We start from the raw sequence: 13,741 nt of genomic DNA, 5'->3' as shown, positions 1-13,741 counted from the left end.
CATCGTCTCAGCAACAACAGGACGGCGGACCGCCGCAGGTAAGGCTCCCTCGGGAACCACCGTACGGCTGTCCGCCGCCCACGTTGATCAGGCCCGGCCACGGGTCGCCCCGAACGGCCGGTCAGCCCCTATCTTGTCACCCCTGGGCCGGCTGGCCGATCCCGGCGTCCAGGATGTCCACCACGAACACCAGCGAGGCGTTGGCCGGGATGTTGCTGCCCTGCGGCGGGTTCGCGCCGTAGGCCTGGGCTGCCGGGATCTCCAACTCGATCCGGCTGCCGACGTTCTGGCCCGCCACGCCCTTGTCCCAGCCCTGGATCACGTTGCCGCCGCCGACCACGAAGCTGAAGGCGGTCTTCTTGTCCAGCGAGGAGTCGAACTCCTTGCCGTCCTTCAGGGTCACGCCGGTGTACTGCACGACCGCCAGCTCGCCGTTCTCCACCTTGGGGCCCTTGCCCTGGATCAGCACCGAGGTCTTCAGGTCGCTCGGGTCGGCCGGGTTCGCCGGCGGGGTGATGGTGTCGGCCTTGCCGTCGCCGTTCACCTTGACCGCGGCGAAGTCGGCCGGCGGCGGCGTCACGTCGCCGCTCACCCGGGCACCCGGCGCGTTGGCCCGCTGGATGTCGACGACGATCACCATGTCGTCCTTGGGCCCCACGCCCATCTTCTGGTTGCCCTGGTCGCCGAAGCCCGCCGCCGGCGGGGCCACCACCAGCACCCGGGTGCCCGCCTTCTGGCCCACCACTGCGGAGTCCAGCGCCGGGATCAGGTTGCCCAGGCCCGCCTGGAACAGCTGAGGCTTGCCCTGGTCCTGGTCGTAGGAGCCCGGGATGTCCTTGCCGGTCGTCCAGTCCTTGGCGGTGTAGGTGGCCGAGACCCAGTCGCCCTTGCCCACCTTGGCGCCGTCGCCCTGGATCAGCGGCTTCACCACGAAGGAGCCGTCCGAGTGCTGCGACGGCAGCGCGATGTCCGCCTTCTTGCCGAAGTCACCGGAGACCTGCGGGAGCACCTTGGCGTCCGTCTTGACCGGCGGCACCGGGGTCTTGGACGGGGTCTGGGACGGCTGGCTGGTCGCGCTGTCCGCGGCCGTGCTCTTGCTGTCACTGCCGCTGTTCACCACGTAGAGGCCGATGCCGCTGCCGACCAGCAGCACGGCCAGCACCACGCCCAGCACCACACCCAGCTTGCCACCGCTGCCCACGTTCTCGTAGTCGGCCTCGGAGGTCTGCTGCTTGCGCACCGTTGACGCGAAGACCTGCGGCTCGGCCGACTTCGGGGCCGCTGGGCCCGGCACGTCCGTTCCCGGCTCCGACCAGCCCGCCTGCTGGGCGAGAATCGCCGGCGGAACCACGATCGACTCTCGCCCCGCGGTCGATGTCCCCGGGCCGGAGACCACCGGGTCGGCGAGCGGCCCGCTCGCGCTGTCGGCCTCGGTCGGGTCCGACGGATTCTCAGCCATTTCTCCCCATCCTCGCCTTTTGGATCACTGGACGCTGTGCGAATCGCCAGCAGTATGGCAGCTTGCCATGAAGGCGGGCACTCACCAGGTGTTCATGACACACCAGGAGTACCCGCCCGCGTGACAGCTAGCGCACCACGGTGGACGTCCCGCGGCTACACAGCTTCCAGGATGTCGATCACGAAGACCAGGGTCGAGTTCGCAGGGATACCGTTCTGTGCCTGTCCGCCGTAACCCTGCGACGGCGGAATCACCAGTTCCACCCGGCTGCCCACCGGCTGGCCCACCAGGCCCTTGTCCCACCCGGCGATCACACTGCCGGTGCCGATCTGCAGCACCTGCGCCCCGCCGTGACTCCACGAGGAGTCGAACTGCTGGCCGTTGCTCCACAGCACCCCGGTGTACTGCAGCACCAGCGACTGGCCCGCCTGCACCGGCTTGCCGTCACCCTTGATCAGCACATTGGTCTGCAGATCCGACGGCGCCGGCGTGTTCGGCGGAATCGTGATCGTGGGCGCGGCCTTGCCGTTGTCCTTCACCTGCGGCTGGTTCGCCGGCGGCTGGGTCATCGTCCCCGACACCACCGAGTCCTGCGGCACCGCCTGCAGGATGTCCAGCGCGAACACCACGGTGTCGTCCTTGCCCACCCCCAGCTGCTGGTTGGTGGAGCTGCCGAACGCGGCCGACGGCGGCGCCACCACCAGCACCCGGCTGCCCACCTTCTTGCCCACCACGGTCTGGTCGAACGCCGGCACCAGCTGGCCGATCCCGGCCTGGTACAGCTGCGGCTTCGCCCCGGCGTCATAGGAGCCCTGCACGTCCTTGCCCGACGTCCAGTCCTTCGCCGTGTAGCTGACCGTCACCCAGTCGCCCCGGTTCACCGTCGGCCCGTCGCCCTCGATCGCGGTGGTCACCACGAACTGGCCGGTCGGCTGCCCGGGCGGCAGTGTGATCGTCGCCTTGCTGCCCACCGGCCCGCTCACCGTCGGCATCGGGGACGCCGACCCCACCGGAGTCGGCACCGACGGCGCCGATGACGTCGGCACCGGCGACGGCCCGCTCTTCACGGGCGAACTGCTGCTGCACGCGGCCAGCAGCAGCATCGGCAGGAGAACGAGCAACCCGGCTCTGCGGCGCACGGCGACCTCACTGTCAGTCACATTTACGGATCAGTAAACGTGACCAGACTAGAGCCGGCGCGCCCCGACCTCAGGGAGGACGGGGCACGCCGGCCGGAGAAAGGGCTCACATTCCCGCGATCAGCTTCTCCACCCGCTCGTCCACCGACCGGAACGGGTCCTTGCACAGCACCGTCCGCTGCGCCTGGTCGTTGAGCTTCAGGTGAACCCAGTCCACCGTGAAGTCACGGCGCTGCTCCTGCGCCCGGCGGATGAAGTCCCCGCGCAGCCGGGCCCGGGTGGTCTGCGGCGGCACCGACTTCGCCTCGAAGACCTTCAGATCGGTGGTCACCCGCTTGGCCTGGCCCTTGTTCTGCATCAGGTAGAAGAGCCCGCGGCGGCGGTGGATGTCGTGGTAGGCCAGATCGATCTGCGCGATCCGCGGGTTCGACATGCTCATCTGGTGCTTCTCCCGGTACCGCTCGATCAGCTGGTACTTCATGATCCAGTCGATCTCGGTCCCGGCCTTGGACAGGTCCTCGGTGCGCACCGCCTCCAGCGTGCGGCCCCACAGCTCCAGCACCCGGCCCACCGTGCCCTCGTTCAGGCCCTTGCGGTCGGCGAACTCCAGCGCCTTCGCGTAGTACTCCTCCTGGATCTCCAGCGCGCTCGCCTCCCGGCCGTTGGCCAGGCGCACCTGGTGACGGCCCGTCAGGTCGTGGCTCACCTCGCGGATCGCCCGGATCGGGTTCTCCAGCGTCAGATCGCGCATCACCACGCCGGCCTCGATCAGCCGCAGCACCAGGTCGGTCGCGCCCACCTTCAGCAGCGTGGTGGTCTCCGACATGTTGGAGTCACCGACGATCACGTGCAGCCGGCGGTAGCGCTCGGCATCCGCGTGCGGCTCGTCCCTGGTGTTGATGATCGGACGGGACCGGGTGGTCGCCGAGCTGACGCCCTCCCAGATGTGCTCCGCCCGCTGGCTCACGCAGAACACCGCGCCACGCGGGGTCTGCAGCACCTTGCCCGCGCCGCAGATCAGCTGGCGGGTCACCAGGAACGGAATCAGCACGTCCGCCAGCCGGGAGAACTCGCCGTGCCGCGCCACCAGGTAGTTCTCGTGGCAGCCGTAGGAGTTGCCGGCCGAGTCGGTGTTGTTCTTGAACAGGTAGACGTCCCCGGCGATGCCCTCCTCGTGCAGCCGCCGCTCGGCATCCACCAGCAGACCCTCGAGGATCCGCTCGCCGGCCTTGTCGTGCGTCACCAGCTCGACGACGTCATCACACTCCGGAGTGGCGTACTCGGGGTGCGAACCGACGTCCAGATACAGGCGAGCGCCATTGCGCAGGAACACATTGCTGCTGCGGCCCCAGGAAACTACGCGGCGGAAGAGGTACCTGGCCACCTCGTCCGGAGACAGACGCCGTTGTCCCCGGAACGTACACGTGACGCCGTACTCGTTCTCCAGCCCGAAAATTCGGCGGTCCATGCAGGGACTTTACGCTTCCGAAGGCCTTCTGAAACCGTTTCCGCCACGCCAATCGAATCACGATCCGACGGATGCCGAAATCAGTCGAACAAACGGGCGCGGCGGTGGGGTGCGGCACGCTCGGCGCCGCACCCCACCGCCGCCCGGGCCGCCTACTCGTCCTCGGACGACTCCGGCTCCGCCTGGTCGGCCGCCGCTGCGTCGCCCGGGTCCTGGCTCAGCAGCCGGCCCAGCTGCGGGCCCAGGATCCGCTTGAACTTGCGCTGCTGCGGGCGCACCCGGTCCAGCACCGCGACCTCCAGCTGCTCCGGGGTCAGCGACCTCGGCGTGCCGCCGTTCGGGTCCCGGGCCAGCGACTCCACGGCCAGCTTCAGCGCCTCGGCCAGGCTCATGCCCACCTGGTGGCGCTGCCCCAGGTAGTTCCCGATCGAGTCGGCGTTGCCGCCGACCACCACCGAGTTCTGCTCGTCCACCACCGAGCCGTCCGGGGTGAGGCGGTAGATCTGGTCGTCGTCGGCACTCTGGCCGACCTCGGCGACGATCAGCTCCACCTCGTACGGCTTCTCACCGACCGAGGAGAAGATGGTGCCCAGCGTCTGGGCGTAGACGTTGGCCAGGCCACGGGCCGTCACATCGGCCCGGTCGTAGGAGTATCCGCGCAGGTCGGCGTAGCGCACCCCGCCGATCCGCAGGTTCTCGAACTCGTTGTAGCGGCCGACCGCCGCGAACGCGATCTTGTCGTAGATCTCGGACACCTTGTGCAGCGCCCGGGAGGTGTTCTCGGCCACGAAGGCGATGCCGTCGGCGTAGGTGAGCACCACCACGCTGCGGCCGCGCGCGATGCCCTTGCGGGCGTACTCCGCGCGATCCGCCATGGCCTGCTGGGGCGAGACGTAGAACGGTGTGGACACCGGCGGTCGTCCCTTCTGGTTCGGGCTCCCTCACCCTGCTGCGGGCGCCGGGGAGCGGTGGCGGATTACTGGAGCGGGGCCTGCGGGCCGTCGGGGCGGGTGCGGCGCTCATCGGTGACCGACACCGCGATCCGCGCCACCTCCTCCTCGGAGAGCCTGCGCAGGCCCTCGCCGGTGATCACGTAGACGATCGGGAAGATCTTGCGGGCCAGGTCCGGGCCGCCGGTGGCGGAGTCGTCGTCGGCCGCGTCGTAGAGCGCCTGGATCACCAGGACGCCGGCCTGATCGGCCGTCAGTTCCGGGCTGTAGAGCTTCTTCAGCGAGCCGCGGGCGAAGACCGAGCCCGAGCCGGTGGCGGCGAAACCGCGCTCCTCGGAGCGGCCGCCGGTGACGTCGTAGGTGAAGATCCGGCCGCGCCCGAGGTCCAGGTCGTAGCCGGCGAACATCGGCACCACGGCCAGGCCCTGCATCGCCATGCCCAGGTTGCCCCGGATCATCGTGGTCAGCCGGTTGGCCTTGCCCTCCAGGGAGAGGGTGGTGCCCTCGATCTTCTCGTAGTGCTCCAGCTCCAACTGGAACAGGCGCACCATCTCGACGGCCAGGCCCGCGGTGCCGGCGATGCCGACCGCGCTGTACTCGTCGGCCGGGAACACCTTCTCGATGTCGCGCTGGGCGATCACATTGCCCATGGTGGCCCGGCGGTCACCGGCGATCACCACGCCGCCGTCGAAGACCGCGGCGACGATGGTGGTGCCGTGCGGCGCCTCCAGGGTCAGCCCCTCGGGGAGCTTGCGCCGCCCGGGGAGGAGCTCGGGCGAGTGCTCAGCCAGGAACTCCATGAAGGAGGAATGTCCGGGGGTGAGGAAGGCAGCCGGTAGACGCCCGGTGCCACGAATGTTGGCTTCCACACGATTCCTTCCAGGTAGTCGGCAGCCCGCCGGAGCGCGTCGGGCCGATCCCTCATCTGCCCCGGCGCCGCGTTGCACGCGAAACAGAGGATGCCACGGACCCTACCCGTTTCGTGGTCGTGATCCACATGCTCGGCTCGACTGTCCTGACAGATCGGACAGAGGTGGCACTGATCCCGGAGCATTGCCTGAAGGTGCGCCTCGGAGCGGCCGTGATTCCTTGCGAAATGCCTGCACCGGTTGTCGACCCCCGGCAGGCCTAGCAGTAGGCGGCACAGCCGGCGCAGGCCGTAACAGCCCGCGCTGCAGGCGCGCGACAGCACGCCTGCAGCCCGTTCCATCGGGGCCGATTCCTCGCGGAATCAGCGGCGGGCAGTGTCCGCTTGCATTTCGGACAATGCGCCTCGGAATGCAGTTCGGATGCTAATTACTCTCCGCCCTTTTGAACGAAGCCCCGGACGAAGTCCTCTGCGTTCGACTCGAGTACTTCGTCGATTTCGTCGAGTACCGCGTCCACGTCGTCGCTCAGCTTGTCCTGGCGCTCCTGGAGCTCGTCGGACTGCTGGACGTCTGCGGCCTGCTCTTCGGTGTCCTCGGTGGCGCGGTTGGCCCGCTGCTGACCGCCGCCGGTGTCCTTGGTCGCCATGCCCCTCACCCCTTTGCATCGTCGGTCGGTAGTACTGGTGGAACGCCTGGGCCCCACCAGGATGATTCCCCGTCAGCCGATATTTCACTCAAGGTAGCGGATCACTCACCCACCGGAGAGGACCCGGACCAGGTCCTCGGCGGTGCGGCAGCGGTCCAGCAGGTCCTTGACGTGGGCACGGGTGCCGCGCAGTGGCTCCAGGGTGGGCACGCGCTGCAGCGAGTCACGGCCGGGCAGGTCGAAGATCACGGAGTCCCAGGAGGCCGCCGCGACGTGCTCCGCGTACTGCTCCAGGCAGCGGCCGCGGAAGTAGGCCCGGGTGTCGTCCGGCGGCTCGTGGACGGCCCGCAGCACCTCGTCCTCGGTCACCAGGCGCTCGAACCGGCCGCGTGCGACGAGCCGGTTGTAGAGCCCCTTCTCCGGCCGTACGTCGCTGTACTGCAGGTCGACCAGGTGCAGCCGGGGGTTGTCCCAGTCCAGCCCGTCGCGCTGCCGGTAGCCCTCCAGCAGCTCCCGCTTGGCGATCCAGTCGAGTTGCTTGGACAGGCTCATCGGGTCGCGCTCCAGCCGGGAGAGCACGTCCTCCCAGCGGATCAGCACGTCCTTGGTCTGCTCGTCGGCGTCGTGGCCGTAGCGGTCCTCGACGAACTTGCGGGCCAGCTCGTAGTACTCCATCTGGAGCTGGACGGCGGTGAGCTTGCGGCCGTTGCGCAGCGTGATGAGGTGCTGCAGCGAGGGGTCGTGGGAGACCCGGTGCAGGGTGCGGACCGGCTGGTCGACGGCGAGGTCGACCGCGATGAAGCCGGCCTCGATCATGGCGAGCACCAGCGAGGTGGTGCCGAGTTTGAGGTAGGTGGAGATTTCCGAGAGGTTGGCGTCGCCGATGATGACGTGCAGCCGGCGGTATTTCTCGGCGTCGGCGTGCGGCTCGTCGCGGGTGTTGATGATGGGCCGCTTGAGGGTGGTTTCGAGGCCCACCTCGACCTCGAAGTAGTCGGCGCGCTGGCTGATCTGGAAGCCGTGGGCGGCGCCGTCCTGGCCGATGCCGACCCGGCCCGCGCCGGTGACGACCTGGCGCGAGACGAAGAACGGGGTGAGGTGGCGGACGATGTCGGCGAACGGGGTGGCCCGCTGCATCAGGTAGTTCTCGTGGGTGCCGTAGGAGGCGCCCTTGTTGTCGGTGTTGTTCTTGTAGAGGTGGATGGTCTGCCCGTTGGGCAGTTCCAGGGCGCGGGCAGCCGCCTCGGCCATGATCCGCTCGCCGGCCTTGTCCCAGAGCACTGCGTCGCGCGGGTTGGTGACCTCGGGCGAGCTGTACTCGGGGTGGGCGTGGTCGACGTAGAAGCGGGCGCCGTTGGTGAGGATGATGTTGGCGAGGCCGATGTCCTCGTCGGTGAGCTGGCTGGCGTCCGCGACCTCGCGGGCGAGGTCGAATCCGCGTGCGTCGCGCAGCGGGTTCTCCTCCTCGAAGTCCCAGCGGGCGCGGCGCGCCCGGTGCATCGCCGCCGCGTAGGCGTTGACGATCTGGGACGAGGTGAGCATGGCGTTGGCATTGGGGTGGCCGGGTACGGAGATGCCGTACTCGGTCTCGATGCCCATCACGCGCCTTACGGTCATCCGGCCCTCCTTGCCCGGTGCTGCCCGTCGCCCCGCCGGGTGGCGGGGCTCCGACGTCCCTGGGGTGGCACCGCGGCTGACGGAGCGTCGGGGCCGTCAGCCGCGGTTGGTGCGGGCGGCGGGTTAGAGGTACTGCCCGGTGTTCGCCACGGTGTCGATGGAACGGCCGGACTCGGCGCCCTGCTTGCCGGTGACCAGGGTGCGGATGAAGACGATCCGCTCGCCCTTCTTGCCGGAGATCCGGGCCCAGTCGTCCGGGTTGGTGGTGTTGGGCAGGTCCTCGTTCTCCTTGAACTCGTCCACGCAGGCGGCGAGCAGGTGGGAGACGCGCAGGCCGCGCTGCCCGTGGTCGAGGAAGTCCTTGATCGCCATCTTCTTGGCCCGGTCCACGATGTTCTGGATCATGGCGCCGGAGTTGAAGTCCTTGAAGTAGAGGACTTCCTTGTCACCGTTGGCGTAGGTGACCTCCAGGAAGCGGTTCTCCTCGGTCTCGCCGTACATCCGCTCGACCACCGACTGGATCATGGCGGCGACGGTGGCGTCCAGCGAGCCGTCGTGCTCCTTGAGGTCGTCGGGGTGGAACGGCAGCGAGTTCTTCAGGTACTTGGAGAAGATGTCCTTGGCGGCCTCGGCGTCCGGGCGCTCGATCTTGATCTTGACGTCGAGACGTCCGGGCCGCAGGATCGCCGGGTCGATCATGTCCTCGCGGTTGGAGGCGCCGATCACGATGACGTTCTCCAGGCCCTCGACACCGTCGATCTCGGCGAGCAGCTGGGGGACGATGGTGTTCTCCACGTCCGAGCTGACGCCGGAGCCGCGGGTGCGGAAGAGCGACTCCATCTCGTCGAAGAAGACGATGACCGGGGTGCCCTCGCTGGCCTTCTCGCGCGCCCGCTGGAAGACCAGGCGGATCTGCCGCTCGGTCTCGCCGACGTACTTGTTGAGCAGCTCGGGGCCCTTGATATTGAGGAAGTAGCTCTTGCCCTGCGGCTGCCCGGTGACCTCGGCGACCTTCTTGGCGAGCGAGTTGGCCACCGCCTTGGCGATCAGCGTCTTGCCGCAGCCGGGCGGACCGTAGAGCAGCACGCCCTTGGGCGGGCGCAGCTCGTACTCCTTGAAGAGGTCGGCGTGCAGGTAGGGCAGCTCGACCGCGTCGCGGATCTGCTCGATCTGGGTGCCGAGGCCGCCGATCTGCCGGTAGTCGATGTCCGGGACCTCTTCGAGGACGAGCTCCTCGACCTCGGCCTTGGGCACGACCTCGTAGACGTGGCCGGAGCGCGGCTCCATCAGCAGGGCGTCGCCGGGGCGCAGCGTGATCCCGCGCAGCGGCTCGGCGAGCCGCACCACCCGCTCCTCGTCGGTGTGCCCGGTGACCAGCGCGCGTTCGCCGTCCTCCAGTACCTCCTTGAGGGTGACCAGCTCGCCGACGGATTCGAACTCGAAGGCGTCGACGACGTTCAGCGCCTCGTTGAGCAGCACTTCCTGGCCGCGCTGGAGGTCGTCCAGCTCGATGGTGGGGCTGACGTTGACGCGGAGCTTGCGGCCCCCGGTGAAGATGTCGGCGGTACCGTCCTCGTTCTTGGTGAGGAAGGTGCCGAATCCGGCGGGGGGCTGGGCGAGCCGGTCGACTTCCTCCTTGAGGGCCACGATCTGGTCGCGGGCCTCGCGCAGGGTGGCGACGAGCCGCTCGTTCTGGGCGGTCACGCCGGCCAGGTTGGTCTGGAGCTCGACGATGCGGTCCTCGAGGACCCTCGAAGAGCGCGGGGCTTCGGCCAGCTTGCGACGCAGCACGGCGATCTCCTGCTCCAGGTACGAGAGCTGTGCGGCCTCGTCGGAACCACGGGCGGGCTTTCCGGCACTGCGGTTGTAGTCGTCATCGTGGGCTGCCACGGTCCTCACCTCCTCCGGGGAGCGGGATGCTTCCAGACCCTACCTGTACCAGGGGTCGTGTAAACCCCTAGATCAAGAAAGACGGAAGGGGTGTGTCCGATCTTCACCCGAGTGTGCTTCCCCTCTGGCAGGTGGATACCCACCGCACACGCTCGGAAAGCGGCCGGGAGGTAGGGTCGAGCGAGTCAATACCCGATCGTGACCGTTGTGTAGGCAGGAACCGATGTCAGTGACCAGTGGGGCGGATGCCGCCGAGCCGCTTGAGGTGTGGATCGATCAGGACCTGTGCACCGGTGACGGTATCTGTGTGCAGTACGCGCCCGAGGTCTTCGAGCTGGACATCGACGGGCTCGCCTATGTGAAGGGCGAGGACGACGAGTTGCGCCAGCAGCCGGGCGAGACGGCGCCGGTCCCGCTGACGCTGCTTCAGGACATCGTGGACTCGGCGCGGGAGTGCCCGGGCGACTGCATCCACGTGCGGCGGGTGTCCGACCGGGTGGAGGTGTACGGCCCGGACGCCGACTAGCGTCCGGCGCCGTTCGACTGCTGACTGATCGTCAGGACTGCGTCAGGTGGTGGTGGACGGGACGCTGTGCTCGGTGCGGGTGAAGCCGGCGCCGTGCCGGGCCCAGTCGAGTTCCACTCCGAGGTCCGGGCAGCAGCGCGGTACGTCGGCGCTGGAGTAGCCGCGGGCCTGGGCGGTGATGGTGCCGTCGGCGCGCAGGGCGAGCCGGGTGACGGTGTAGCCCTGGTGCCAGTCGAGCAGGACGTCGTGCACCTGGAGGGTGCCGCCGGGGCCGGCGGTGATGGCGAAGACGCCGTCGGGGGCGGCACCGGCGCCGGCCGCGCAGTGGGCGGCCGCGATGGTGGCGGGGGTGCCGTCGCCGAGGTCGGCGGCGAAGCTGAGGGTGACGGTGGTGGGCAGCGGTCCGCAGTCGAGCGGCAGGGCGGCCTTGGCGGCGTCGGGGGCGGCGGCCGCGGGCAGCGCCGTGGGGGTGCCGTTGCCGGCGGCGGGGCCGGGCGCCGCGGCGCCCAGGTGCGCGCTGGGGGCGGCGGCCATGGTGCCGGTCACCAGGGCGGCGCAGCCGGCCGCGACCGCGAGCCAGCGCCAGGAACCCGAGCGGGCCGCCGGCCCGGACTGGGAGGTGTGGCTCACGACGTCCGCTGCGTTGGGCAAAAGAGGTCCCCTCCACCGGCCGGGGTGTCTGCGTGTGGGGAGCATCGTCGCACATCAGTGGCAGTGCGTACGAATGCGACTCGCACAGACCCGGACACGCTGAAGGCCCATCGGATTCCGATGGGCCTTCAGGTGAACCGGCGGGGTTCAGTCCTGGTCGATGACCGGAGTGGCGGCCTTGGCGGCGGCCCGGGCGGCGGCGCGCTCGGCCAGGCTGAGCTTCGGCTTGTCGTTGTCGAAGTCCTCGCCGTAGGCGCCCTTGGCGGGGCGGCGCTGGCGCATCGGCGGCTCGACGCCGTCGGCGAGCCGGCGGGCGGTGAGCAGGAAGCCGGTGTGGCCGATCATGCGGTGGTCGGGCCGGACCGCGAGGCCTTCGAGGTGCCAGGTGCGGACCATGGTCTCCCAGGCCTGCGGCTCGTTGAAGGCGCCGTGCTCGCGCAGGGCCTCGACGGTGCGCGACAGCTGCGTGGTGGTGGCCACGTAGCAGCAGATCAGACCGCCGGGGACGAGCGCCTTGGCGGCGACGTCGAGGCACTCCCAGGGGGCCAGCATGTCGAGGATGACCCGGTCGACGTCGGTCTCGACCAGGTTGTCCTGGAGGTCACCGACGGTGAGCTTCCAGGCCGGGTGCGGGCCGCCGAAGTAGCGCTCGACGTTGCCCCGGGCGATGTCCGCGAAGTCCTGGCGGCGCTCGTAGGAGGCGAGCAGGCCGGTGTCGCCGACGGCGCGCAGCAGGTAGGTCGAGAGCGCGCCGGAGCCGACGCCGGCCTCGACCACCCGGGCGCCGGCGAAGATGTCGGCCATGGCCAGGATCTGCCCCGCGTCCTTGGGGTAGATGACGGCCGCACCGCGCGGCATGGACAGGACGTAGTCGGGGAGCAGGGGTCGCAGCGCGAGGTAGGGCACGTTTCCCGTGGTGCGAACGACGGTGCCCTCGGGGGCGCCGATCAGTTCGTCGTGCGGGAACGCACCCTTGTGGGTGTGGTAGTTCTTCCCGGCTTCGAGCGTGAACGTGTAGTGACGGCCCTTGGGGTCGGTCAGCTGAACCTGGTCCCCGACCTTGAATGGCCCCCGCCTGCGGGTGGCACCGGTCGGTTCGGACATGCGGACAATCCTATAGCGAACCGGGTGCCGTCCCGGACCACTGCCATGGTCAGTGGCGGCTGAGCACGGCGCTGAGCCGGCGCTCCACGTCGGCGACGGCCAGCACCCCGTAGACGCCGCCGTCCGGGTTGACCACCAGGTACTCGCTGGCGGGGGTGGTCCGCAGGGCGGCGAGCAGTTGTTCGCCGTCCAGGTCGACGGCGAGCCGCAGGCCGGGTTCCAGGGTGCGGGCCAGGGCGCCGGCGGCCACCCAGGGGCGGCGGTGTTCCGGCACCTGGAGCACGGCCGCCTCCTTGACCAGGGCGATCGGGTCGCCGTGGCCGTCGCTGATCACCACGGCGCCGGCCTGGGCCTCGCGGGCGCGGCGCAGCGCCTCGCCGAGCGGGGTGTCGGCGGTGACCTGCACGGCGCGCCGGGTGAGGTCGCGCACGCCCAGCCGGGGCAGCGCCTCCTTGAGCCGGGCGTTGCGGACGGCGGTGCCGGCGCCGCTCCAGATCACCACCGCGAGGACCGCGGCCAGGCTGGTGTTCAGCAGTGACTCGCCGGTGCCGGGCCGGCTGCCGTGCTGGGCGTTGCCCCAGAGCGGCAGGCCGAAGAGCACCACCAGGGCGAGGACCCGGCCGCTCCAGGCGGCGGCGACGGTGCCGGTCATCGGCCGCCCGGTGACGCCCCACACCACGGCGCGCAGCATCCGGCCGCCGTCCAGCGGCAGGCCGGGCAGCAGGTTGAAGACGGCGACCACCAGGTTGGCCACGGTGAGGCCGGCGAGCAGCACCCCCGGCACGGTGTCGAACCGGACCAGGCCGGTGAGCAGCCAGCAGATGCCGCCGATGGCCAGCGAGAGCAGCGGGCCGACGAAGGCGAGCCAGAACTCCCGGCCGGGGGTCTCGGCCTCCTTCTCGATCTCGGAGACGCCGCCGAAGAACTGCAGCTGGATCCTGCGGACGCCGAGCCGGTAGCGCAGGGCGACCAGGGTGTGGGCGAGCTCGTGGATCAGCACGGAGCCGTAGAAGGCGACGGCGAAGGAGAAGGCGATCAGGTAGCGGGTGTAGCCGAGGTCGGGGAGGACGTCGGCGAGCTGCCGGCCGAACAGCCAGGTGATCAGCGCGGCGATCAGGAACCAGGACGGGCCGACGTAGATCGGCACGCCGAACGGCCGGCCCATCAGGATGCCGCCACCGGGCCGGTGGCCGTGTCCGGGGCCGCCGGGGCCGCTCGGGCCACCGGGCCGGTGGTCGTGTCCGGGGCCGCCGGGCTGCGGCGGTGGCTCCTGGGAGGTCTGCTGCCCCGTGGTGTCGCTCACCATGGCCCCTTCACCGGTCGTGTGGTCCCCGCTGGGTTCCGTCTTGTCGGCCACTCTGCTCCCGAACGCTACGTGCCGTACTCGAACGCTACGTGATGGCGTCCAGGGATGTCGGAGAC

The 13,741-nt window shown here is 69.8% G+C and carries 13 protein-coding genes and 1 pseudogene; 2 read left to right on the top strand and 12 right to left on the bottom strand.

Annotated features, from left to right (window positions below):
• Window positions 1-136: 136 nt before the first annotated feature.
• The gene (locus E6W39_RS33420; protein WP_141636665.1) at window positions 137-1,459 is read right to left on the bottom strand and encodes an FKBP-type peptidyl-prolyl cis-trans isomerase; all 1,323 of its coding nucleotides are present in this window, start codon (window positions 1,457-1,459) and stop codon (window positions 137-139) included.
• A gap of 155 nt (window positions 1,460-1,614) precedes the next feature.
• On the bottom strand, window positions 1,615-2,430 hold the full coding sequence (locus E6W39_RS33415; RefSeq protein WP_228718472.1) for an FKBP-type peptidyl-prolyl cis-trans isomerase: 816 nt from the start codon (window positions 2,428-2,430) through the stop codon (window positions 1,615-1,617).
• Between E6W39_RS33415 and E6W39_RS42210 the strand changes: the two genes are divergently transcribed.
• The gene (locus E6W39_RS42210) at window positions 2,420-2,635 is read left to right on the top strand and encodes a hypothetical protein (protein WP_228718471.1); all 216 of its coding nucleotides are present in this window, start codon (window positions 2,420-2,422) and stop codon (window positions 2,633-2,635) included. The two genes, E6W39_RS33415 and E6W39_RS42210, sit on opposite strands and share 11 nt — an antisense overlap.
• 69 nt (window positions 2,636-2,704) lie before the next feature.
• Here the strand turns inward: E6W39_RS42210 and pafA are convergent, their stop codons facing one another.
• The 7 genes and pseudogenes from pafA to arc all read right to left on the bottom strand — a co-directional run bounded on the left by pafA (window position 2,705) and on the right by arc (window position 10,038).
• Complete coding sequence (gene pafA, locus E6W39_RS33410; RefSeq protein WP_141636664.1) at window positions 2,705-4,066, bottom strand: Pup--protein ligase; 1,362 nt, start codon at window positions 4,064-4,066, stop codon at window positions 2,705-2,707.
• A 152-nt stretch (window positions 4,067-4,218) separates the two neighbouring features.
• On the bottom strand, window positions 4,219-4,977 hold the full coding sequence (prcA, locus tag E6W39_RS33405; protein ID WP_141636663.1) for a proteasome subunit alpha: 759 nt from the start codon (window positions 4,975-4,977) through the stop codon (window positions 4,219-4,221).
• A gap of 65 nt (window positions 4,978-5,042) precedes the next feature.
• Window positions 5,043-5,885 (bottom strand): proteasome subunit beta, encoded by an 843-nt coding sequence (prcB, locus tag E6W39_RS33400; RefSeq protein WP_141636662.1) that lies wholly within the window; start codon window positions 5,883-5,885, stop codon window positions 5,043-5,045.
• A gap of 68 nt (window positions 5,886-5,953) precedes the next feature.
• Window positions 5,954-6,070 (bottom strand): annotated as a pseudogene (locus E6W39_RS43225) (endonuclease domain-containing protein); the annotation flags it as partial.
• 242 nt (window positions 6,071-6,312) lie between these two features.
• The gene (locus E6W39_RS33390; protein ID WP_141636661.1) at window positions 6,313-6,531 is read right to left on the bottom strand and encodes a ubiquitin-like protein Pup; all 219 of its coding nucleotides are present in this window, start codon (window positions 6,529-6,531) and stop codon (window positions 6,313-6,315) included.
• A gap of 105 nt (window positions 6,532-6,636) precedes the next feature.
• Complete coding sequence (gene dop, locus E6W39_RS33385) at window positions 6,637-8,148, bottom strand: depupylase/deamidase Dop (protein WP_141636660.1); 1,512 nt, start codon at window positions 8,146-8,148, stop codon at window positions 6,637-6,639.
• Window positions 8,149-8,271: 123 nt separating this feature from the next.
• Complete coding sequence (arc, locus tag E6W39_RS33380; protein WP_141636659.1) at window positions 8,272-10,038, bottom strand: proteasome ATPase; 1,767 nt, start codon at window positions 10,036-10,038, stop codon at window positions 8,272-8,274.
• 223 nt (window positions 10,039-10,261) lie between these two features.
• Between arc and E6W39_RS33370 the strand changes: the two genes are divergently transcribed.
• Window positions 10,262-10,564, top strand: coding sequence for a ferredoxin (locus E6W39_RS33370; RefSeq protein ID WP_101379455.1), 303 nt, complete (start codon window positions 10,262-10,264; stop codon window positions 10,562-10,564).
• Between the two features lie 42 nt (window positions 10,565-10,606).
• Here the strand turns inward: E6W39_RS33370 and E6W39_RS33365 are convergent, their stop codons facing one another.
• The 3 genes from E6W39_RS33365 to E6W39_RS33355 all read right to left on the bottom strand — a co-directional run bounded on the left by E6W39_RS33365 (window position 10,607) and on the right by E6W39_RS33355 (window position 13,625).
• Window positions 10,607-11,194: a hypothetical protein gene (locus tag E6W39_RS33365; protein ID WP_141636658.1), complete on the bottom strand. Its 588-nt coding sequence runs from the start codon at window positions 11,192-11,194 to the stop codon at window positions 10,607-10,609.
• A gap of 168 nt (window positions 11,195-11,362) precedes the next feature.
• Window positions 11,363-12,319, bottom strand: a complete 957-nt coding sequence (locus E6W39_RS33360) for a tRNA (adenine-N1)-methyltransferase (protein ID WP_141636657.1) — start codon at window positions 12,317-12,319, stop codon at window positions 11,363-11,365.
• Between the two features lie 49 nt (window positions 12,320-12,368).
• Window positions 12,369-13,625 (bottom strand): site-2 protease family protein, encoded by a 1,257-nt coding sequence (locus E6W39_RS33355; RefSeq protein WP_323809124.1) that lies wholly within the window; start codon window positions 13,623-13,625, stop codon window positions 12,369-12,371.
• Window positions 13,626-13,741: the final 116 nt, after the last annotated feature.

This window comes from Kitasatospora acidiphila, assembly GCF_006636205.1.
GTDB lineage: Bacteria > Actinomycetota > Actinomycetes > Streptomycetales > Streptomycetaceae > Kitasatospora > Kitasatospora acidiphila.
This window is presented reverse-complemented; position numbering and strand designations above follow the sequence as displayed.

Bases quoted from the DNA above. Each gene is read 5' to 3' on its own strand.
- E6W39_RS33420 (WP_141636665.1), bottom strand. From the start codon at position 1,459: ATGGCTGAGAATCCGTCGGACCCGACCGAGGCCGACAGCGCGAGCGGG.
- E6W39_RS33355 (WP_323809124.1), bottom strand. From the start codon at position 13,625: ATGGTGAGCGACACCACGGGGCAGCAGACCTCCCAGGAGCCACCGCCG.
- E6W39_RS33390 (WP_141636661.1), bottom strand. From the start codon at position 6,531: ATGGCGACCAAGGACACCGGCGGCGGTCAGCAGCGGGCCAACCGCGCC.
- E6W39_RS33360 (WP_141636657.1), bottom strand. From the start codon at position 12,319: ATGTCCGAACCGACCGGTGCCACCCGCAGGCGGGGGCCATTCAAGGTC.
- dop (WP_141636660.1), bottom strand. From the start codon at position 8,148: ATGACCGTAAGGCGCGTGATGGGCATCGAGACCGAGTACGGCATCTCC.
- pafA (WP_141636664.1), bottom strand. From the start codon at position 4,066: ATGGACCGCCGAATTTTCGGGCTGGAGAACGAGTACGGCGTCACGTGT.
- E6W39_RS33370 (WP_101379455.1), top strand. From the start codon at position 10,262: ATGTCAGTGACCAGTGGGGCGGATGCCGCCGAGCCGCTTGAGGTGTGG.